Consider the following 20,584-nt stretch of genomic DNA (forward strand, 5'->3'; position numbering starts at 1 on the left):
CAAATAAAATTAGCCACAGGAACGCACGGATCCAGTGGCTAGTAGGGGATACCTCTCCCGGCACTCAAAACGCATGTCGAGCCCGCGCCGTGTGTCGAGGGAAGCGAGATCCATCTCGATGGGCCGGTGTGCGACTTTCTACCGTCGATTTACCGTTCTAGTCGGTACCCTCTTTGCTTTCGGGGCCAACTTTGGTTGCCGCCGGCTCCTCGGTCGGAGGTTGGGCCGGGCTGGTCTTTTGAGCCGTTTCGGCGGAAGCGCCGGGGGAAATCCAGCCCTCCAACTCGACGGCTCTGGCGGTCGATTCGTTGATCATCTGTTCGATATTGCCCGGTATGGGCACGTTTTGCACTTTCAAATCGGACAAAACCCCTGTCAAATCTCGATACATAGCCGCAAGCGACTTTTCCATGTGAGAGATGCGCTTTTGCAGAAGCCGGTACTTGAAGGAAAGGCTCCTTCGATTCGGCTCGGCTCCCGGTTCTCCGCCGTTGGCGAGTTCCTCGGCCAGGCCAAGAAACGGACCGGGGCTCCCGACACCAGAAGCATCGGCCTCTTCCATGGAAAGCTCAGCCTGATTCATGATGTGACTGAAAAGCGCATTCACCGCTTCCCATTCCCCGTAATACCGGTGATTCAACACGGGGGAAACGTCTATGGATCCTACATCCAGCCTCTTGAATCCGGACACTTCCATTGTTCCAAAGGGTGCGAACTTACCCTTCCACAGCGTGAGCGTACCGTCAGAAGATTTGAAAAAGTACCCGCTTGCGTTATACATGCTGATGGTGATCACAACACCCGCGATAACCGCGATGATCACCAGCAATGTGAAAAATGTCGAGCGCCGTTTGCTACCGCCCAAATCACTGGGAGGGGATTTAGGAGTTTGCGGTTTGATGGTTTTCTCAGCCAACTTGGGTTCCTCCTTTTTCGGTTCAACTCGAGACTCCATCCGGCGAGTTCCGGATTTCGGAACTTTGGCGGCATCCATTTCAGGCTTTGTGGCTTCGGGCGCTCGGACTGTGGGTTCCGGAGCCTTCCACCTCGGCGTTTCCTGCATTTTAGGAGCAATGGTATCCGAATACGGCGACGAGCCGCGCACCTGTTCCCGTTGGGTTACTTCGGCGATCTCAGGGGGTTTCGTCTCTGCTTCAGGACGAGTGGGCTTATCTTCTTCTAATTCGCCCGCGCCGGTTGTTACCTCTTCGGCCTCGGGTATCGGTGTTTCCTCAGCAGACAACGGTTTCTCGGAATCCCGTTTGTCCTTCAGGCCCTCCAGACCCTCTTCCTCGTACCTGGATAGCCAGTTGTAATACGTCGACCTCGAAAGACCCAGTTCGCGCAAAATCTGCGCCACCGGTTTTTCAGATTGGGAAACGGTGTCCAAAATGGCCTTTTTCTCATGTTCATCCAGGCTTACGTTCTTTCTTCCTTTTCCTCTTCCTGAGCCTGACTGTTCAGCCATGAGTCCGTCCTCGTTGTCTTATGGTGATTGAAATACGTATACCCGAGATGCAGGATTGTGTAAAGAACAATATGGACTGAGCCGTTTTCGCTCCCATGGCATGTGCTCGGCCGTCTCCCGCGACTCAGATCTCCGGTTTCGCAACTCTACAGTGTATAAGTGCGAACCGCGCACATGTCGGCCAACTCCGAAAAGGTGTCGCTCCAACAGGATGAATCTCCATATCCACTACTCTCAAGAACGAGATATCACTCAGAAATGAGCATAGTCGCCTTGCGCTTCCGAGAAACCTGCCCTGTTCCAAAAAGCTGTAAAAATGGACGACAGGTTTGTCGGTCGGCTCTGGAAGTAGAGGCTCCAGAATGATCACATCTGTTCCGTCTTTCGAAAGGCTCTGGGAGGCGGCAAGTAAAGAAAGGCAAGTGGCGGCGTCGTTGTGATGGAGTACTCCACAATAGAGAATGTAGTCAAAGACCGCGCCGGACTTCGCAAACAGCTCCACGGCTTCGCATATAAATCGAATGTTCGATCGTCGGCCGTATCTTCTATTTGCCACGAATATGGCCCCGCAATCGATGTCGATACCCGTATAGGAAACGGACGGATCGGAAAAGAAGGCTTTAGCCACGTTCCCCGTAGCACAACCGATTTCAAGGACGTGTCTATGTTGCGTTGTCCATTTTCTCTTGGCCAGCTTCCGTTTGTCCACTGTTCCACCCATCCAGAACTGGAATATGTCCCATAATCGGGGAAAGCGGCTTTCGGAAAAGAAAGGCATTATCTTCTCCGGCGGACTTTGAATACAAATTGCGCGCAACACATCTTCCGCAAACCAGGTGTTCGTTCCAGGAAGGGCTCCAGCTTTTTCAGAAACCGTGCGACGGGCTCAGGACAGAAGACCGGCACCAGGCCGCAATATAACGACGATTCCAATAGGCCGTTGTGTCTCTCAAACAGACGTACAAGAAATCGGGGTGAAAAAGACCTCTCCTCGTGTTGCCGGTGATAAGGAGATACCTTTTCCAAAATCTTGAGAATTGGGCTGTACCCGTTCGGTTCCACCACAACCACCTCGTTCGCGATGCTCATGATCTCCCCAACCGCCCGCTCCACGTCGTATAGGTGGTGCAGTACGCCACGGACAACGGCGACATCAAAACACGCACCCAGGCTCGAGAGCTCGTAGATACTAAGAACCTGGAACGAAATCTTGCCTCGGCCCTCGGACTTTTCAGAAGCCGACCGGATCGCGTTTTGCGCTGCGTCCACTCCGACCACCTCGGCCGGTGATTCAGCCAATAACTCCAAGCTGTATTTGCCATCCCCACAGCCGACGTCGATGAGCCGCTTTCCTTTGATATCCGTCAAGGCCAGCACAGCCCTGGACATTCTCTGGTTGGCCGTTAACGCCGAGAATTTGTCGTTTCGAGTGTAGAGGTATCCCCCGCTCGTGGCGACATCTCGGTTGAACCTATCGATATTGGCTTCTTTAGGCATCTGTATTTGTTTTTTGAACATCCGTTGTTTGCAGCCTGTTCCCGGCCCGCTTCTTCGAGAATGCAGTCCGAAGTGGAACATTGACAAGCACGCTCCGTACCTAATGTTCACGAATGCGCCCGGACGCTTCCGGAGCCGGCGGCCTCTTCGCCCCTATCCGATTTTCTGCGAAGCGCTTCAACGGAGTCATACTCATTTCCGCCGAAGACTACCTTCCTCCGGATGTACCGTGGCCTATTCTTTACCTCTTCCGTGATTTTCCCTATGTAATCACCCAGTACGCTAAGCGAGATAAGCTGAACGCTCCCCAGGCCTAACACCAGCAAAACCACCGTGGTTACGCCCTTTACGCTCGGCGGATCAATGAAATACGCTGTCAGATAGAACAGCGAGAGTCCGACCGATACGAAAAACATCGCCAGACCCAGACCCTGAATGAGATGAAGAGGCTTCATACTGAAAGAAAAGATTCCCTTTTTGGCCCACCAGATGTTTTTCAGAAACCTGTTTGTACTTCTCCCGAAGAGGCGTTCCGGACGTACATATGGAATCCCGACTTGACGGAATCCCACCCATGCGCGCAATCCGCGGATAAAGGCATCCTTCTCGGGAAATTTCAGCATCTGATCGACCGCTTTTCTGTCCATCAAAGAAAAGTCGCCGGCGTCCACAGGAACGGGGATATCGGACAGAAGCTTGAAGGCGCGATAAAAGAGCTTGTAGAAAACGCGCATATGCAAAGGAGCCACACGGTTGGTTCTTTGTCCGTAGATGATGTTGTATCCCGCTTCCCATTTCTTAATGAAATCCGGGATGACCTCCGGCGGATCCTGCAGGTCTCCGTCGAGAAGCACCACGGCGTCTCCGGAGGCGACTTCCATGCCGCTTAAAAAGGCGGATTGAGAGCCGAAATTCCGGGAGTGCGATATTCCGATGGTATGTCTGTCTTTGGCAGTGATATCCTTGATTGCCGTTTCGTCGCCGAAGGGGCTGCCGTCATTCACGAATATAATTTCGTAGTCGTAATCCGATGACTCGAACACATCCGTCAGCCGTTGATGCATGACCGGGATGGCCTGCTCGTCTTTATAACAGGCGATGACGGCCGAAATCTTCTTCCTCTTGTTTGGGCCCTCATCGAAACGGAGCCGGTCCGAAGCCCCCTGCTCCCACCTGGCGCATAGGTGCAGGCCTTCGCGAAAGCCGATCTTGCTTTGCCACCCCATCTTCTCGAGAGCCAGCCTTGGATTACCGTACCAGTCCGGGAGGTCCCATTTTCGGACAGGCATGGAATCGAATTGCGGCTCCGAAGGAAGTGCAAAGACTTCTTTTGCCGTTTCAGCCACTTCCTCCAAGGTGGTTTTGATTCCGGACGCTATGTTGACGGATAGGCCCGGGTCCGTTTTGCATATGGTGACCGCCGCCTTGGTGAATGCCCTCGTGCAGTCATCCACATACACAAAGTCGCGCGAAATGTTTCGTTCGGCGAGGGGAGGCCACTGTCCCTTCAAAGCAGAGGAAACCAGCGTCGGCACCAGCCGGTTCCTTTCTTCCCACGGTCCGTACACGGAGTAGAGCCGAAGATGTACGCACGGCAGTTCGAGAACCTGTCCGTAGTATTTGATAAGGAACGAGCAGGAAACCTTGGACACCGCGTAGTCGCTATTGGGAATCAATTCGCTCGACTCATCCGGACGCATACAGTTGAGACCGTATTCCGAAGAAGACCCCGCATGAACCATGGCCGTGCAGCCGATATCACGGAGGGTCTGAAGGACATTGAACAAACCTATGTAGTTGGTCTCGTGGATGGAACGCGCATCGGCCTGCCAGGAATAGGCGCCGTACGCGGACAGATGGAACAGCGTCTCCGGACGAATTCTTCGTAACGCCTGATCCACCGAGCCGCTATCGGTCACATCCACGCATACCAGATCTTCGTCACGGGCATAGCGAAGCCGCCGGCTCGTTCCCGGATTCCTCGAGGACGCGAAAACATCCTCTCTAATTCGGCGCAGGCTATGAAAAAGATTGGCGCCTACAAAGCCGGAAGCGCCGATTATGAGAATGGGCCCCGCCAGCTGTTCCGCATCCCTGACATCATTATCATCCCAGGTGTCCATCAGCAGTTTCGAATTCAACATGACCAAGCGCTCAGGTTTTGGTTTCTGAAGAAACCTTCTTGCCTTTCTTGCGACCCAACTCGCTCAATACGACGTCCTTGAGAACATCAGCGGATATCCCGTTCAGCTTCTCCATAAAACGTTTGCCGCCCGTTAATCCGGGCGGTATTTTTCCGGCCCCGCACCGGACAATCCTACACGGAATCGATTCCTCGGCAACGATTTCGGACACCAGCGAACCCGCCCCGCCCACCACGCTATGCGCCTCGATAACGACTCCAAGATTGAATTGAGAAAGCGTCTCGATGATCCGCTCTTTCGGAGGCGGGGATATGCATGAAAGGAGCATAACGGCCGCCTGGACATGTTCCTGCGTCAACATCTCGGCAGCCTTCAGTCCCTCGAGCACGGACGGGCCCATGCCGATGAAGATGACATCACAGCCTGGTCTGACGACCTGGGCATCCCCCAACATAAAGCGTCCGTCCAATCCGGGGACGACCGTGGTGTCATCCTTGCTCAGCCTGTAATACGTCGGACCCTCAAGATTCCAGGTCGTTTCCAGGGAGGACACGGCCTGGGCGTGGTCACCGGGCGTCACTATCCTGATGCCCGGCAGAGTCCGCAAGATTCCCACATCCTCGAGCCCGTAGTGAGTCACCCCGGCGCTCCCGTATTCGAAGCCTCCTCCAACGCCTATCATCCGAACCGGAAGGCCGTGAAGAACAGGGCCATTTCGGATGAATTCAAAAGCGCGCATCGTCAGGAAGGTTGCCATGGAGTAAACGAACGGGATGAACCCGGCTTCCGCCATTCCGGTCGCAATACCCACCATGTTCTGCTCGGCAACGCCCACGTTAAAAAAACGGTCGGGATGGCGCTCCGCAAACGTCTCGAGCACGGTATAGCCGACATCCGCGGAGAGAAGAACAAGTCTACGGTCCTTTTCCGCCAGAGACACCAGGAGTTGTACGAAAGGCCGTCTCATTCAAAGAACGCCAGTTCTTTCTTGGCGATATCGAATTCATTGTCGGACATGGGCCAATAGTGCCACTTTATCAGCCCTTCCATGTACGAAACCCCCTTGCCGGAGATCGTATGCGCTATAATGATCTTGGGTCTGTCTTGAATCTCCTCGATGCGCTCAAAACAATGAATCAATTCCTCGGTGCTGTGACCGTCGACTTCCTCGACGCGCCACCCAAATGCTCTCCATTTGTCGCATATCGGCATTAAGGACAGCACCTCGTCCGTATAACCGAAAGCCTGCTGACCGTTATAGTCAACGATGGTTATCAAATTCGAAAGCTTATGGTGCGCAGCAAACAGCGCTGCTTCCCATACCGATCCTTCGTTGCATTCGGCGTCACTGATAAGAACAAAAGCGCGGCGCGACGACCCTTGCAGCCTGGCGGCCAAGGCGGATCCTACACCATAGCTCAAGCCGTGCCCCAGGGATCCGGTTGAAAAGTCGATCGATTCCAGTACATGGTCCGGGTGAACGCCAAGCATGCTTTCGTCGCTGCAGTATCTTCTCAACTCATCTATCGAAATAGACCCTATCATATAGAGAATAGCATACAATGTTATGGCCGCATGACCTTTAGAAAGAATGAACCGATCTCGATCGTTGTCTGCAAACGATTTGATCCGCAATATGTGGCTATAGAGGACACTCATAATTTCTACAACCGACAATGCAGACCCTATGTGCCCAACATTAGATAGCTTGCATTGTTCAACAATCAATTCCCGTAAATGGCGAGGCTCTAAGTATTTTGCATTCATATCAAATGCCGCCCGAATATGGTCTGCAACGTATCAAAATCTGTCCAGAACATGGATAGAACATACAGGTAACAACAAACTGAAGTAGACTTCTTCGTTCGGTTCGTTAGTCCTTCTTTGCCTCTAACTTGGCATTTTTGTGCCTTAATATAACCGGAAGGAAATGATCCAAATTAAATTCACTATTATCTAAACGTAGATCTTCCGATCTGTTGCTGCTCAAAGAGGTTACCACCGATTCCAGAGGATAAGCGATGGCGTACGCTCGCAATTGCACGATCGAGTAGCAGAAAGCGACGAGTGTGGCAACAACTACAAAGATCCCCGTCTGCTTCGTAATCCGCTCCAGATAGGAAGGGAGAAAGGCCAACAAGGAAAGAATGAAAGGAATCACCAGGTGCACAAGGTATCCCATCGACATCAGACCACTCATAAAAAAATACTTCCAGTTGCCGATTCCTGAAACGAGAAACCTCCTCTTGTCAAACAGCAGTCCAAAGTGGTCGCCGACATATTTCGTGGAGCCGTCAAGCCCGGTTCGGAAAAGCCAACCACTACCTACCAACTCAACTTCCGGATAGGTCAGCTTTACATAGTACAGTTGTCCCAAATACAGAAGTATACCCGCCAATCCGGGTATAATGATCGTAAGTATATGCCTCTGACCCTTTATTACCGACGGGTGCATAACGATAGCGATCAAATAATAGGTTACCAGAAAAAAGAAAGCCGTAAAAGGTTCCGTATAAAACATTCCAAAGACGATCACGACACGGAGTACGTGGTGAAAACCGGACGGGGTCTCTTGACGCAGGGACCTCTCCACCAAAATTAGATAACCGATAGCAAATATGCATATCACTGCTGATGGGTATATTTCCCAATAATACCTTAAATTGTAAGGAAACGTCTGGTATACCGATTGGCAGGAAACGCCTAAAAGCAAGGCGCTAACAAGGCGACCATCATATTGAAGGACCATCGTGAAAGCCAAGAAACCGAGCAGCGCCGAACTGATCCAGACTATAGCCTGATTGTGAAAACACATTAAACGCTGACTGAATCCACCATTCCATGCATAGGATATCCTCTCGAGCAGGTGTGCAGCTTGTAGGAATCCCATGGAAGAGGAACGCCATATCTTCTGCCGTTGATTCTCGTCCACGGGCCGGCAGAAGGCCAAACCCCCGTGCTTAAAGTAGCCATGTTCAATCCATACTTTTATCGTATCATTGTATTTCTGGCGAAATTCTAATTTGCCGACATCCCTGTTGTGGACGGATAAGAATAGAAAGACATAAATCACCATTCCAAACAGCAAAAAAAACAGGAAACACGCAAAACGTCCGCGAAGGAGTGCGCGGGGAATCCATGGGACGGCCGTTGGTTTCATAGGCACTGCACGAATCCCTCAATATCATTTCGCATTGAATGCTCCAAAGAAACCGACCGCCGGCAGATCGGTCAGGAAAGATCAGACCGCGTGGGTATCACACGACTGTTCCCGGATCGGTCATGGGCGCCGCAATTTTGTTCAACATAGCATCTTCCCCGGAAATATTAAAGCCTTCTCATGACCCTGACGCAGCCCTCCGATGCATCCTCTCACGGTTGAAAATACCGTTCACCGATGCTGGGAAGTCCGTACTTTCAGTCATTGTACGCTTCTATCGGTTTCCAAAGGACGGAGGCCGGCGACCGTCCAAACACTGTTTGGCTCCGACCCGCGGTTCGACTATCCTGCCACCGCCTCATCGATGTCCCCCGGTAGGGCGCTGGGAGAGGCGGCTAGCGCCGGACGGCAAAATTAGGCTTGGAGGCATACGATCTTGAAAAAAACGCCGATCCATCGTAGTCTTGATTTGCTCGGATAAGGCCGCTCTCGGCAACATTGCTCACTCGGATGACTGAGTCAGGAGATCCCAAAAACTATGAAACACATTATTCTCGGCACCGCCGGGCACATCGACCACGGTAAGACCGCTCTGATCAAAGAGCTTACCGGCACGGACACCGACCGGCTCAAGGAGGAGAAACTTCGAGGCATTACCATCGAACTCGGTTTTGCCAGCCTTACTCTTCCCTCCGGCCAGAGCCTCGGCATCATAGATGTTCCCGGGCACGAGCGATTCGTAAAAAACATGGTCGCGGGAGCCTCGACCATAGACATTGTCGCTCTGGTCATAGCCGCCGATGAAGGGGTTATGCCTCAAACCAGAGAACATCTGGAAATATGCCAACTGCTTCAAGTAAAAATGGGTCTGGTCGTACTCACCAAGATCGACATGGTGGACAAGGACTGGCTGGAACTGGTGACGGAAGACGTGAGGGACTTTCTTCAGGGAACGTTTCTGGAAGACGCCCCCATCATGCCGGTCTCGTCCATAACACGAGAAGGGTACGACCGACTCGTCGATGAATTGGACAGGCTCTCCGCAGCCACGAAGGAAAAAACCCGCGTCGGCGTGTATCGACTTCCCATCGACCGCGTGTTCACCATGAAGGGATTCGGCACTGTGGTGACCGGCACCTCCGTCAGCGGCACCATCAGTCTGGGCGACCCGATTACCATCTATCCCGAAGGCGTCGAAACGAAGATCAGAGGCCTTCAGGTGCATAGCCAGGAAGTGGAGCAAGCCAGTGCGGGGCTGCGCACCGCAATTAACCTGCAGGGTGTTGAGAAGGAAGCCATTTTCCGGGGCGATGTTTTGGCTTCAGCGGATTCACTGGTGGTGACGAAACGCGTGGATGTCTATCTCAGCCTGCTAAAAAGCATGCCCCGCCCGCTGAAAAACCGAACCCGAATGCGGTTTCACACGGGCACTGCCGAAATCCTGGCGGAAGTGACGTTGTTGGATCGCGACGAAGCGCGACCCGGAGATACCATCTACGCCCAACTGCACCTGGAAAGTCCCACGGCCATCCTGCCTCACGACAGGTATGTGGTTCGATCCTATTCCCCCGTGCATACCATCGGTGGGGGGGAGATCCTCGCTGTTTCACCACCGAAACACAAACGGGGCCGTCAGGATGTTCTGGCACGGCTTGAAATCTTCAAACAGGGGGCGCCGGCCGAGTTCGTCTCGGCGCTGATCGAACAGGGCGGCATCGCAGGGCTTTCACGGAGCGATCTGGCTCGAATGACGCCGTTTACAAGGAATGTCCTGGACGCATCTCTCCAGCAGCTTCAGTCCGACCGGACGGTGCTGCAATTCACGAAAGAGCCTCCCAGCTATGTCCACGCGAAAGTCTTCAACGAAATGAGGACGAAGGTCGTTGAATTGCTGGAACAATATCACCAGCGTTATCCCCTGCGGGTCGGCATGAACAAAGAGGAACTCCGTTCCCAATTACCTTACGCCGACGTCAAGCTTTTCAATTTCTTGCTGGCGGCGCTGACCAAGGAAGGAGCCATCAGGGGGGAGCAGGAGGAAGTTCATCTTTCCAGCCATAAGGTGCTGCTGAAGGAAGAGGAACAGGAATTTCGACGGAAGCTCGAGGACACTTACCTGAAGGCAGGTTTGACGCCGCCGTACTTCAAAGACCTGCAGGACAAAATCCCAGCCGACGTGATGAAGGAGGTTCTTAGCCACCTGCTTGCGGCAAAAGTGCTGATCAAGGTGAAAGAGGGCCTGTATTTCCATCAGAAGCCGCTGGCGGAATTGCAGGACAAGCTGGTGGAATATCTGCAAACGCACGGAGAGATGTCTACCCCGGAGTTCAAGGACATGACCGGTGTGTCCCGAAAGTACACCATTCCTCTGTTCGAATATTTCGACAGCCAGCAGGTCACGATGAGAGTCGGCGAGAAGCGGGTATTGAGGACGAGAAAGTAGACCGTTTCCTCTTCATCGCCTGAATGAAGCGTGGAGCCCCGCTGGGGGACATGCATCTCTGAAGTCCGGCTCCTCACAACCGCTGCACATCCGAGCGTGTCGATCCAAAATCCGGTATGCGCGTATTCCAACCCTTTGGTTTGTAAGGGCGCACGCCGTGGATAGAATTCGTTTGGGAATCAGCGCCTGCCTGCTTGGAGTCTGTTGCACATGAAATCGAAAGATATTCTGGTTACCGGCTCGACGGGGTACATCGGAGGACGGCTTGTTCCCAGGCTTCTCGAGGCGGGATATCGGGTTCGAGCGTTGGGTCGATCCGCGTCGAAGTTGAAATGCCGGCCCTGGGCTTCTCACCCCAATGCAACCATTGTGGTGGGAGACGTCCTGGATAGAGATTCTCTTCGCGATGCGGCCGGCGGCTGTGGAGCCGTATATTATCTGGTCCATTCCATGGTTCGAGGAACCAAGGATTTCTCGGCATCGGATCGGATCGCGGCAAAAAACATGGTGGCGGCCGCAGAAGCGGGCGGGGTCGAACGCATCATCTATCTGGGGGGACTGGGCGATGAACGGGCCGGGTTGAGTCCGCACCTCAGATCGCGTCTGGAGGTAGCCCACATTCTCCAATCCGGCCTGGTCCCTACCACGTTCCTTCGGGCCGCGGTCGTTCTCGGCTCCGGTGGAGCGTCCTTTGAAATCATGCGCTACCTTGTGGACCGGCTGCCGGTCATGATCACTCCGAAATGGCTGGGCACGCCCTTCCAGCCTATAGCCGTTCGAAACGTGCTCCGTTATCTTGAAGGCTGCCTCGAACATCCTGAGACTGCGGGCCAAACGTACGACATCGGTGGTCCCGAAATCCTGACGTACAGGCAACTGATCGGGATCTACACGGAAGAGGCGGGATTGCGAAAGCGTGTCATCATCCCCGTTCCGCTATTCAGCATCAGTCTGAGCTCGTATTGGATCCATCTCGTCACGCCTGTACACGCCTCACTGGCAAGACCTCTGGCCGAAAGCCTGCGTAATCGAATGGTATGCGGTGAAAACCGCATACGTTCTATTATACCCCAAGAACTCCTCACCCCCCGGCAGGCCGTACGACTGGCGCTGGATCGCATTCGGCAGGACCAGGTGGAAACGTGCTGGATGGACGCCGGACATCTGAATCCTCACGAATGGGTGCAATGCGGGGACGCGCCCTACGCCGGGGGCGCCGCGCTGCGATGCGCCTACCGGATGCGGATCGAAGCCGCACCCGAGGAAGTCTGGTCCGAGATCAGCGGACTGGGTGGGGATACGGGCTGGCACTATGCGAACCATTTGTACACCCTCGGAAGGTGGATGGACATACTCCTGGGAGGCCAGGGAAGAGGACGCGTCCGCCGTCATTCGAAGGCCCTGTTTACCGGCGACGTAATGGACTTCTGGCGCGTGTTGGAAACGGATCCTCCGCATCGACTGCTGCTTTACGGTGAAATGAACACGCCGGGTGAATCCGTGCTGGAATTCCGCATCACCCCTCACCCGGACGGCGGGATCGAGCTGCAGCAGATCGGACGCTTTCGCCCCAAGGGCTTGGCCGGTCTGGCTTATTGGTTCAGCCTCTACCACATCCACCAGCGCATGTTCAGAGGAACCTTGAGGGGCATAGCTCGTCGCCTGGGCCGGCCCGTCATTTCAGGCCCGGAAGCTTTCGAACCTACGGCGGAGTATTCGTCCCGGACTTCGCCTCCGGGGGAATCCGGTAACGGCAGGCCTGTTGTCTCCTTCGTGGGGCGAGGACCTCGGCCGTGGCCAGAATGGAGAGAACGCCGAGGAACACCCCCACGCGAGTGAGCATTGCAGTTCCATCCGGAGAATCTCTCCATAGCCTTTCGTTCGAAGCTGCTACCAGTTAAACGCTTTCGACTTCTTTTGACGCCCTTGCCATTTTCAGGAACTTGGGAATGAAAAAGGAAAAAATGAAAAGGGCAAGCGAGAGAAAGATCTTCCAGCTCAATAGCTCCTCCCAGCGGCCGCCTGCCCAAACGTCCCTAATCGTCCCCACAAAGAAAGTAAAAATAAACGTGCCAACCATAATGCCTAGCGCCGTCCCCGAAATGTAATCCCAAAAACGCACTTTGGTCAGTCCCATGCCGAAATTCATGGGAGTGAAAGGGAAATAGATCAGCCGCAGGTAAAGAACCGTGGCAAAACCGTTGCGTTCAATGGCGTTATCAAACCGTTTCAGCCTATCGCCGATGAGGGACGCGGCGAAGTCCCGTCCCAAGTAGCGCCCGATCAGAAAGGCGAGGCCGGTGCCGATCATGGCCCCTATCCAGACGATAAGGAATCCCCAATATGGGCCGAAGACGGCGGCCCCCATGGCCGTCAGAAGAGTGCCGGGAAGAAAAAGGCACACGCCGGCCGCGTAAATGAACACGAACATCAACGGCGCCCACAGGCCGACTGACTCCAGAAACAGCCCAAGCTGTTGAGCCGTGAGGTATTGCTTGGCAGGCGAAAAACGGACCAGGTAAATCGCCGCTGCTAGGAAAAGGGTCAGGATGACCACCTTTACCACGGCTCTCTTTTGATCTTTAGTATCTTGCATGATGATGCCCCTCAAATAGTTTCCCGGATGGCCGCAAGTCAAACGTTCATTTTCCGAGGAGACGGTTCAGCATTCCCCTCTTCGACGGCTCGGGCTCGGGCAGCCCGAGGTGGCGGCAGATGCAAACGTCCATCTCGTGGTCGGAGACATCAGTCCCTTCAACAACAATCTCGTCGCCCACCATGACCGCCGGGGCCACGGGCAGGTCCAGCTCGAAATACTCATCGGTCTGGTACTCGGCCTTTGGTTTTGAGGTAACGTCGATCTCAATCGGATATTCTTCGCCCAACCTGGGCATCAATTGTTTGAAATGCTTTCAAGGTTTGCCGTTGGGCTCGTTGAGAAAAAACCGGACTTTCAGCATAATCTTCTCCTCTAATAGTGACGAGATGGTGTTGGTCGTTCGTTTCCCTTATTTGCCTATTGCTGGGACGCGGGTTCCTTCGCACCTAGCATACGACCCAGGAATGGAGCGGGCGGCAGAAAATCCACCAGGCGCAGATCGATGCGTTCATTTCCCCGGACATCCAAAAACACAATAGTGGGCACTCCTTTGACGCCGTATTGCTTCAACAATCGTTCGTGATATGGATCGCCGCCCTTGGTCACATCCACTTTGATCATGGTAAAATCGTTTTCCGCCTGCCGGACCACATCGAGGTGGTGAAAAGTCACCTCTTCGAGTTCCCGGCATGGCGTGCACCAGTCGGCATAGAAATCGATGATCACCGGCTTCTCTTGAACTCTTGACTCCTCAAGAATCTGCTCCGAATAGGTCTGCCAAGCGATCCCCGGCCCCCGCATGGCCCAGGCGGCTATCCAGAAGGTCGCGAGGACGAGACAGGCCGTGCCCGCAATGGTTTTCAGCCACGGGAAAGCTCTAAAGCTCGCCTGGTTTTTATCGAGCCACCCCAAGTGTAGGCCGGCAGCCAGGGCCACAGCGACCGGCAGGCCGGTCTTCAAAACTTCGGGCAGGACCGGCCGGATGAAGTAGGCCGCCATGCCTACCAGAACCCAGCCCATCAGTTTGCGCACCCACAGCATCCATCCCCCGGCCCGCGGCAGGCGCTGCAACTGACCGGAAAAGAGCGCCAGCACAAAAAGAGGTAGGCCCAAGCCCAGGCTGAGAATAAAAAAAATCAGAAAGCCAAGCCAGGGGTTGCCCATGCCGGCCACCCAAGCGAGCAGCCCCAGCACGAAGGGGCCGATGCAGGGGGCGGCCACGACGCCCAGAGTAAGCCCCATAAACAGACTACCGAAGTAACCACTGTGGGATTTGCCGGCCATCCGGTTCAAGGCGCCGGGCAGGCGTAGCTCCCAGAGTCCGAAGAGGCTGGTGGCGAACAGAATCAGAACACCGGCGACAAGGGCAAGTACGACCGGATTTTGCAGCATGGCGCCCATCAAACCACCGCTGAGCGCGGCCACCACGCCCAGGGTCGAGTTAGTCGTGGCCAGCCCCATGACATAGCAGAGCCCATGCAAAACCAGCTTGATCTGCCCGGGCTTATCCTGAGATGTCCGCCCTCCGAAAAACGAGACCGTGATTGGAATCATGGGGTAGACGCAAGGCGTCAGGTTTAGAGCCAGGCCGCCGGCGAAAATGCCGAGCAGGGTCCAGAGCATGGCCCAGCCCTGAAGCGATCGGCCGGCCGTCGGCCTGGCCGACGGATCGGCGGGCGCCGTCAGTCCCGCTGGGCTGCTTTTTATGGGTAGTCCCTGTTCCTGCCATTTCGGAAAACCGTAGGGGTCGCGGTAGACATCCTTATAACCAAGCGATACGGCCACACGGGCCGCCGAGTCGCTGCGGACTCAGGTCAAACCCGCTCAGTAAAACACGAGAGCGCGATCCTGGTCAGGCCCTAAAAAGTCCTTGAGTTCGTTCGCCTTACGCCAGCGTGCCCACCAAGTGGGTTCCATGGGAAAATTGACAGCGCCCTCGATATGCCCGGTGCGGTATTCCCATTCCTGGCGCGTATCCACCAGCATCAGGCCGGTAGTCTCTTTCCTATACCGGTCGGCGAGATCTTCGGTGGAGATGATGCGGTAGCCGCCCGCTTCGGCCTCTGCCAGAACGTCATCCCAGGTAGCCTGCTTCGGCGCGAGGGGACGCCGCACGTACCAAACCAAAGCTACCGTTATCAGCACGGCCGCAAGCGCCAGGAGAAATGATGTCCATTTTTTCATGTACGGTCTCCGGCTCCTATTTCGATTTTTACACTTTCGCGGACAGATCGGTGACGACCGAATTGAATATGAATTCAATCCGAGGTTCTGAGAAAACACGCTGCTGGAGGATACGGCTGCCTCGAAAAGCATCACGACGATGGATGAGATAAGCTTTGCGGGTGATCTTTGAAAGGTAAAGGGCATCTTCTAACGCTGTATCTCCGCCTCCGACGACAGCCACTGTTTTCTCGCGGAAAAAGAAGCCATCGCATGTCGCGCAGTAGGAAACACCCTTGCCGAAGTTCTCGTTCTCACCGGGGACGTTCAGCCTCCGAGCGGTACCTCCGGCGGCCAGGATGACCGCATGGGCCTTCAATAGGGCGCCATCGGAAAGACGCACCGAATGGTATTCGATCCCCGCCTCCGTTGCGATGGCTTCCTTCTCTACAATCTCGAGGTCATACCATTTGGCGTGCTGCAGGAACTTGTCGCAAAGATCGAGGCCACCGATCTCGATGAAACCGGGGTAATTCTCCACCTCCTTAGTAATGGCCACCTGCCCGCCAGGGACGCCCCTTTCGATCAACACGGTTCTAAGGGCTGCGCGCATGGCGTAGATCCCCGCCGTTAAACCTGCGGGCCCACCGCCTACAATGATTAAATCGAAAACCTCGTTTTCCGACATGCCATCCTTTCCATTGGGTTCAAAGTCCGATGGGGACCATATCAGCGAATAAATAAGTATTTATATGCTGATATGGTGTTTGTCAATACGTTTTTTTACGGGAGAGTACAAAGTATTTTGAAAAGGCGTTTAAGGGTCGGTACTGTGAAGACTATCATCCGATTCAATGTGCAGCAAAATCCGCCTTCGTGCAAGGGTGCGAGAATTCTATCATCAAAGAACACGGCAGTGGCAGATCGGATTTCACGCTGTGGTCGAACATCACGTCACCTTCGGCGTCGGATTCGACATCACCGAGCGTTTCGGCGTTCATCTCGGGTTCATGCACGCCTTTAAAAACACGATCTCCGAAAAAGGCACGGACATCACCGGTCAGCCGGTGGAACTCGAGTCCTCACTCAGCGAAAGTAGTTTTGACTTCGGCCTCACGTGGCGGTTCTAACTCGCTATCCGTACAGAGCGGAGCAGCACAGGGAACCCCGCCTCCGGCGGGGTTCCCCTCGATCAAACCCTAGATCAATCCGGATTCATCGAGAAACGATAGGATGGCTTCGGCCGTTTCGTCCGGTCGTTCCATGGGCACAAAATGGCCCACTCCTTCGACTCGCCGCAAAATCGCTTCAGGGACCTTCTTCTCGAAACGTTTGACCGCCGGAGCCCCAAAAACGTCCGATTCGGCCCCATAGATGACCAGGGTGGGCTGCTTAATGCGCTTTGCAAATCCCCAGAGGTCATGGGGATAGGTCGAGAAACATCGGGATTCCCACGCCGGCGCACAGGTCAGATGTATGCCGCCCTTCCCGTTCCGCGCTGTTCCTCCGCTAATATATCCTTCGAGGAACCCGTTTTCCCATGTGCGGAAGGGGTACTTGCTCCTGTACACGGTCAGGATGGTATCACCGTCGGGCCAATCGGCTTTCCTCTGAGCCGCCCGTGCCGCTATGGGAACGAACCTGGTCAGGTGCAACTTTCTGGCCACGTACCACGGCCCCATCCAGGCGAACGGCAGTAAGGTGGGGTCGATAAGGATCAGGGCCCGGATCAGCTCGGGGCGTTTGACCGCCAAAAGCAGCGAGAGTATGGCGCCCCTGGAATGACCCATGGCGATGACCGGCTCGCCAAATCTCTCGATAAACCGCTCCAGGTCTCTGTAAAAAATCCGCCAGTCTTTCAGCTTTCTCGGGTCCGCGGGCGCGGTCGTTCTTCCGTGTCCCCGATCATCCATGCCGACCATGTGCAAACGGTCCCGAAGCCTTTCCGCCAGCGGCGTATACGTGGAAGCACAAAACCCGGTGGCATGACCGAAATGCGCCAACGGTCCGGAACCACCCCAATCGATGAAATGGAACTCGCCCCGGCGATCCGATCGTTCTCCCGCTTCCCCCTTGCCATTCTCCGTATCCATTCAAAATCCCTCGTAGAGCGCAAATGCCCCATCGTCCCCGGCTACCCGGAAGCGACGGGCTCGCACCGTCAATTCAATTCATTCACAGAGCATTGACTCACGCGGCGGGTGAATTTACAATCCAACCTTAACGCTCCGCTTGTATTCGAATCCGAAAAAAGACGTCATAGCGTTCTTTCCGGCGCAAAGGCATGCGACCGGCTAAAACGCGCTCCGGAAGATCGCGTTGCCGCACAGCCCGATGTTTGGACGATTTTCCTATGGACGTCCCTTCGGTAATTGTCAAACGAACCATATCGACGAATCCTATCATACCATCGTCGCGCGGGGGCCTCAAACCATGTGGAGCCTGTTCATCCTGCCGGCAGCGCTCGTATTGCTCGCAGGCGTCCTTCATTTCGAAAACACGGAACATCGCGTGGGACTTGTAGCCGCCAAGACCTCCCTGTCATTGCTCTTCATCGTGACGGCAATCCTGCAACCCCACCCCGTGCCGGACTATTACCATGTTCTCCTTTTCGGACTGGCGTTCTGCCTCATTGGCGATGTATTTCTGGCCCTGCCGCAAAAACGGATGTTTCTCCCGGGCCTCGTTTCGTTCCTGATCGGGCACGTATGCTATATTCTGGCGTTCTTGTATGTTGCTCACATCAACGCCTTCACCTACCTAGGGGCCATCATCACCTTTCCTGTCAGCGCCGGCATCTACCTGTATCTGCGTCCTCACCTGAACTCCATGAATCGCCCTGTCCTCGCATACGTGATCGTCATCTCCATCATGCTGTGCGGCGCCTGGTCCATTCTGGGAGACAGCGGCATCCTTCTTATGGGAAGAATCTCCATATTCATTGCAGCCGTGTGTTTCTATCTGTCCGATGTCTTTGTGGCCCGAGACCGTTTCGTAAAAAAGGAATACTTCAATCGAGTCGTGGGATTGCCTACCTACTACGTGGCTCAGTTCTTATTGGCGTTTTCAGTCGCCTGGATCGAACCCACGGCAATGGCGTGAATCGGCAGCGGTATGGGTAAGCCCCGGTCCATAGTGTGTCGAAAGAAGTCTTCACCTCGACCAGGCGTCTGCAATCGAGCGCGGGCGAACCTCCATATCGCTGTTCTTTTCATTGAAAATCAGTCTTACGCACGCTATATGTAATCGGAATAGGCGATCTGCAATCAGCCTGACAACCGAACCCGGAGAAGTGAGAGGGCATCAGATGCGTTCCAAGCTTTTCTTATCATGGATTGCGGCGGCATGGACCGTATGGCTTTTCCAAACGGCCCCGGTTTGGGCAACGGATGCGTTTACGCTGGGCCTCGAGGCCCAGGATCACATTACCCAAAAACAGTACGACAAAGCGGTCCCGCTGCTGGTGGACGCCCTTAAAGAGGATCCACTGAACACCTGGCTCCGGGGAATGCTGGCTAGTTCATACTACCAGCTCAGGCAGTTCGGCGAAGCAAAGACGCAGTTCGAACTGGTCGTGCAGATGGAGCCTCAGAACGATCTGGCCCAGTTTATGATCGGAGTACTTGAGCCGTTGGCGGGGCTGGACCGGAGCGTCGAGACCCCGCAGGAGCGGAAAGAGCTGAGGCCCTTCGAAATCGAACAACGCTACGGAAAAGAGGTCGTCCTTTTTTCCGTGGCAGACAAGGACAAGAAGCCCTTCAAACAGGGTAGCGGTTTCATCATTCGGGAAGACGGATGGATCGTCACCAACCATCATGTGGTCGTCAACGGCAAGTACATTGTGGCCAAACTTCCCGATGGCGAACAGTATGCCGTAGAGAACGTGATCAGCTACGAACCCCGGTACGATCTGGCTGTGGTGAAGATCAAAGCGCCGACCCCATTGCCCGCGGTAACCATGGGCGATTCATCCACAATCATTCTCGGCGAACAGGCTGTAGCCATCGGCAGCCCCGAGGGACTCGAGCATACCATTTCCGACGGCCTCGTCAGCGCCTGGAGGGATCTCGGAGACGGCGTGAAGTTCATCCAAATCAGCGTTCCCATTTCGCACGGAAGCAGCGGGGGGGCCCTGTTCAACATGCGGGGCGAAGTCATCGGAGTCACTTCCGCCGGCCTCGAGCGCGGGCAGAATCTAAACTTCGCCGTTCCCATCAACCGGGTGAAGGAAATTCTTCAGAGCCCGAAACCCATCACCTTGGCGGAACTGCCCGAAGAGAAGCAAGAAGAGAAACCCGAGCCTGCCAAGGAGGGCCAGACCGATGCGGAACTGATCCGGAGTCCCGATGGAGACATCGTATGCGTGAATCGAAAAATGGGCTTCGGATTCCAACTCACGGAAAACACCTGGAGCGCCAACGAAGAGGTCCAGGAAGGCAACTACCTCCTCAAGTGCAACGCTCCGAACCTCCAGGTGCAACTCCACACGTTTCTCGGCAAAGAAGGCCTTACAGACCAGAAACTGGTGGACCACTACCGTAGTTATCTGACCCAGAACGGGTTTACAATGATCGCGGATTTCGTACCCAGCACGATCCAGGGCAACCGGGTGAACGTGGGCGTGCTGGATAAGGAAGCAAAAGGAACGGTGCGTACTTCCATGCTCCTAATGCTGGATCGGGGACGCGTCTTTGTGTTCTCCTTGTGGTACACGGTTGAGGACGAGCCCCAGGTCATCAAGGACGTTCAAACCATACGGAACAGCTTAAAGGTCGGAGACGTCTAGACCGCTCGCAGGGCGTGTCGCATGACTCCGGAAGCTCCCCTATCAGGCCGTTGAAAAAAAGCGATCTGCGGTCACGCCAACGGCGTGACGCTTCATCCCTCGTCACTGCGACGTACTCTATGTACGCCTCATTTCTCGGTATTTGCGCGCCTTGCATGTCATCGTTTTTCAACGGCCTGTAGCAACCCGACCTATTCAACGGGCTGTTATGCGACAATTGGTAGTTGGTGGATGGGGGGGGCGCCTCCCGCTGGCGCCTGCCCTGGGCTTGCTGAAAGCCGTGAGCCTCTCGAACCGGTCGAAGGGTGGCGCCATGCTGAGGAG

At 54.7% G+C, this 20,584-nt stretch carries 18 protein-coding genes; 5 read left to right on the forward strand and 13 right to left on the reverse strand.

Annotated elements, in window-relative coordinates:
• Window positions 1–157 precede the first annotated feature (157 nt).
• The 7 genes from HY788_18525 to HY788_18555 form a co-directional block, all read right to left on the reverse strand.
• Window positions 158–1,468, reverse strand: coding sequence for a helix-turn-helix domain-containing protein (locus tag HY788_18525; GenBank protein MBI4776143.1), 1,311 nt, complete (start codon window positions 1,466–1,468; stop codon window positions 158–160).
• 124 nt (window positions 1,469–1,592) lie between these two features.
• Window positions 1,593–2,246, reverse strand: a complete 654-nt coding sequence (locus HY788_18530; GenBank protein MBI4776144.1) for a class I SAM-dependent methyltransferase — start codon at window positions 2,244–2,246, stop codon at window positions 1,593–1,595.
• Window positions 2,246–2,986: a class I SAM-dependent methyltransferase gene (locus HY788_18535; protein MBI4776145.1), complete on the reverse strand. Its 741-nt coding sequence runs from the start codon at window positions 2,984–2,986 to the stop codon at window positions 2,246–2,248. Before HY788_18535 ends, HY788_18530 begins: the two co-directional genes overlap by 1 nt.
• An 86-nt stretch (window positions 2,987–3,072) precedes the next feature.
• On the reverse strand, window positions 3,073–5,088 hold the full coding sequence (locus HY788_18540; protein MBI4776146.1) for an NAD-dependent epimerase/dehydratase family protein: 2,016 nt from the start codon (window positions 5,086–5,088) through the stop codon (window positions 3,073–3,075).
• A 31-nt stretch (window positions 5,089–5,119) separates the two neighbouring features.
• Entirely contained in the window at window positions 5,120–6,076 is a 957-nt protein-coding gene (locus HY788_18545; GenBank protein MBI4776147.1) for a 1-deoxy-D-xylulose-5-phosphate synthase, read from the reverse strand.
• Window positions 6,073–6,876 (reverse strand): transketolase, encoded by an 804-nt coding sequence (locus HY788_18550; GenBank protein ID MBI4776148.1) that lies wholly within the window; start codon window positions 6,874–6,876, stop codon window positions 6,073–6,075. Before HY788_18550 ends, HY788_18545 begins: the two co-directional genes overlap by 4 nt.
• 106 nt (window positions 6,877–6,982) lie before the next feature.
• Complete coding sequence (locus HY788_18555) at window positions 6,983–8,269, reverse strand: hypothetical protein (GenBank protein MBI4776149.1); 1,287 nt, start codon at window positions 8,267–8,269, stop codon at window positions 6,983–6,985.
• 538 nt (window positions 8,270–8,807) lie between these two features.
• Between HY788_18555 and selB the strand changes: the two genes are divergently transcribed.
• Together selB and HY788_18565 are read left to right on the forward strand one after the other, a co-directional pair.
• Window positions 8,808–10,712: a selenocysteine-specific translation elongation factor gene (selB, locus tag HY788_18560; GenBank protein ID MBI4776150.1), complete on the forward strand. Its 1,905-nt coding sequence runs from the start codon at window positions 8,808–8,810 to the stop codon at window positions 10,710–10,712.
• Between the two features lie 210 nt (window positions 10,713–10,922).
• Complete coding sequence (locus HY788_18565; protein ID MBI4776151.1) at window positions 10,923–12,551, forward strand: DUF2867 domain-containing protein; 1,629 nt, start codon at window positions 10,923–10,925, stop codon at window positions 12,549–12,551.
• 58 nt (window positions 12,552–12,609) lie between these two features.
• Here the strand turns inward: HY788_18565 and HY788_18570 are convergent, their stop codons facing one another.
• The 5 genes from HY788_18570 to HY788_18590 all read right to left on the reverse strand — a co-directional run bounded on the left by HY788_18570 (window position 12,610) and on the right by HY788_18590 (window position 16,162).
• A complete protein-coding gene (locus HY788_18570; protein MBI4776152.1) occupies window positions 12,610–13,308 on the reverse strand; it encodes a TVP38/TMEM64 family protein in 699 nt (232 codons plus the stop codon).
• Window positions 13,309–13,354: 46 nt separating this feature from the next.
• The gene (locus HY788_18575; GenBank protein MBI4776153.1) at window positions 13,355–13,609 is read right to left on the reverse strand and encodes a hypothetical protein; all 255 of its coding nucleotides are present in this window, start codon (window positions 13,607–13,609) and stop codon (window positions 13,355–13,357) included.
• Window positions 13,610–13,728: 119 nt separating this feature from the next.
• The gene (locus tag HY788_18580) at window positions 13,729–15,096 is read right to left on the reverse strand and encodes a thioredoxin family protein (GenBank protein ID MBI4776154.1); all 1,368 of its coding nucleotides are present in this window, start codon (window positions 15,094–15,096) and stop codon (window positions 13,729–13,731) included.
• Between the two features lie 39 nt (window positions 15,097–15,135).
• The gene (locus tag HY788_18585; protein ID MBI4776155.1) at window positions 15,136–15,495 is read right to left on the reverse strand and encodes a rhodanese-like domain-containing protein; all 360 of its coding nucleotides are present in this window, start codon (window positions 15,493–15,495) and stop codon (window positions 15,136–15,138) included.
• A gap of 28 nt (window positions 15,496–15,523) precedes the next feature.
• Complete coding sequence (locus HY788_18590) at window positions 15,524–16,162, reverse strand: FAD-dependent oxidoreductase (GenBank protein ID MBI4776156.1); 639 nt, start codon at window positions 16,160–16,162, stop codon at window positions 15,524–15,526.
• Between the two features lie 250 nt (window positions 16,163–16,412).
• On the opposite strand from HY788_18590, the gene HY788_18595 reads away from it, so the two are divergent.
• A complete protein-coding gene (locus HY788_18595) occupies window positions 16,413–16,604 on the forward strand; it encodes a hypothetical protein (GenBank protein ID MBI4776157.1) in 192 nt (63 codons plus the stop codon).
• Window positions 16,605–16,673: 69 nt separating this feature from the next.
• Here HY788_18595 and HY788_18600 read toward each other — a convergent pair whose 3' ends face one another.
• On the reverse strand, window positions 16,674–17,567 hold the full coding sequence (locus HY788_18600) for an alpha/beta hydrolase (protein ID MBI4776158.1): 894 nt from the start codon (window positions 17,565–17,567) through the stop codon (window positions 16,674–16,676).
• Window positions 17,568–17,907: 340 nt separating this feature from the next.
• On the opposite strand from HY788_18600, the gene HY788_18605 reads away from it, so the two are divergent.
• Window positions 17,908–18,576, forward strand: a complete 669-nt coding sequence (locus HY788_18605) for a lysoplasmalogenase (protein MBI4776159.1) — start codon at window positions 17,908–17,910, stop codon at window positions 18,574–18,576.
• A 205-nt stretch (window positions 18,577–18,781) separates the two neighbouring features.
• Window positions 18,782–20,260, forward strand: a complete 1,479-nt coding sequence (locus HY788_18610; protein ID MBI4776160.1) for a trypsin-like peptidase domain-containing protein — start codon at window positions 18,782–18,784, stop codon at window positions 20,258–20,260.
• Window positions 20,261–20,584 lie beyond the last annotated feature (324 nt).

The sequence above is a fragment of the Deltaproteobacteria bacterium genome, assembly GCA_016208165.1.
In the GTDB taxonomy this organism is placed as follows: domain Bacteria; phylum Desulfobacterota; class Desulfarculia; order JACQYL01; family JACQYL01; genus JACQYL01.

Coding starts and splice junctions, on each gene's coding strand:
- HY788_18535 (MBI4776145.1), bottom strand. CDS start 2,986: ATGTTCAAAAAACAAATACAGATGCCTAAAGAAGCCAATATCGATAGG.
- HY788_18565 (MBI4776151.1), top strand. CDS start 10,923: ATGAAATCGAAAGATATTCTGGTTACCGGCTCGACGGGGTACATCGGA.
- HY788_18555 (MBI4776149.1), bottom strand. CDS start 8,269: ATGAAACCAACGGCCGTCCCATGGATTCCCCGCGCACTCCTTCGCGGA.
- HY788_18585 (MBI4776155.1), bottom strand. CDS start 15,495: ATGAAAAAATGGACATCATTTCTCCTGGCGCTTGCGGCCGTGCTGATA.
- selB (MBI4776150.1), top strand. CDS start 8,808: ATGAAACACATTATTCTCGGCACCGCCGGGCACATCGACCACGGTAAG.
- HY788_18525 (MBI4776143.1), bottom strand. CDS start 1,468: ATGGCTGAACAGTCAGGCTCAGGAAGAGGAAAAGGAAGAAAGAACGTA.
- HY788_18600 (MBI4776158.1), bottom strand. CDS start 17,567: ATGGATACGGAGAATGGCAAGGGGGAAGCGGGAGAACGATCGGATCGC.
- HY788_18590 (MBI4776156.1), bottom strand. CDS start 16,162: ATGTCGGAAAACGAGGTTTTCGATTTAATCATTGTAGGCGGTGGGCCC.
- HY788_18605 (MBI4776159.1), top strand. CDS start 17,908: ATGTGGAGCCTGTTCATCCTGCCGGCAGCGCTCGTATTGCTCGCAGGC.
- HY788_18540 (MBI4776146.1), bottom strand. CDS start 5,088: ATGGACACCTGGGATGATAATGATGTCAGGGATGCGGAACAGCTGGCG.
- HY788_18530 (MBI4776144.1), bottom strand. CDS start 2,246: ATGCCTTTCTTTTCCGAAAGCCGCTTTCCCCGATTATGGGACATATTC.
- HY788_18550 (MBI4776148.1), bottom strand. CDS start 6,876: ATGAATGCAAAATACTTAGAGCCTCGCCATTTACGGGAATTGATTGTT.
- HY788_18610 (MBI4776160.1), top strand. CDS start 18,782: ATGCGTTCCAAGCTTTTCTTATCATGGATTGCGGCGGCATGGACCGTA.
- HY788_18570 (MBI4776152.1), bottom strand. CDS start 13,308: ATGCAAGATACTAAAGATCAAAAGAGAGCCGTGGTAAAGGTGGTCATC.
- HY788_18545 (MBI4776147.1), bottom strand. CDS start 6,076: ATGAGACGGCCTTTCGTACAACTCCTGGTGTCTCTGGCGGAAAAGGAC.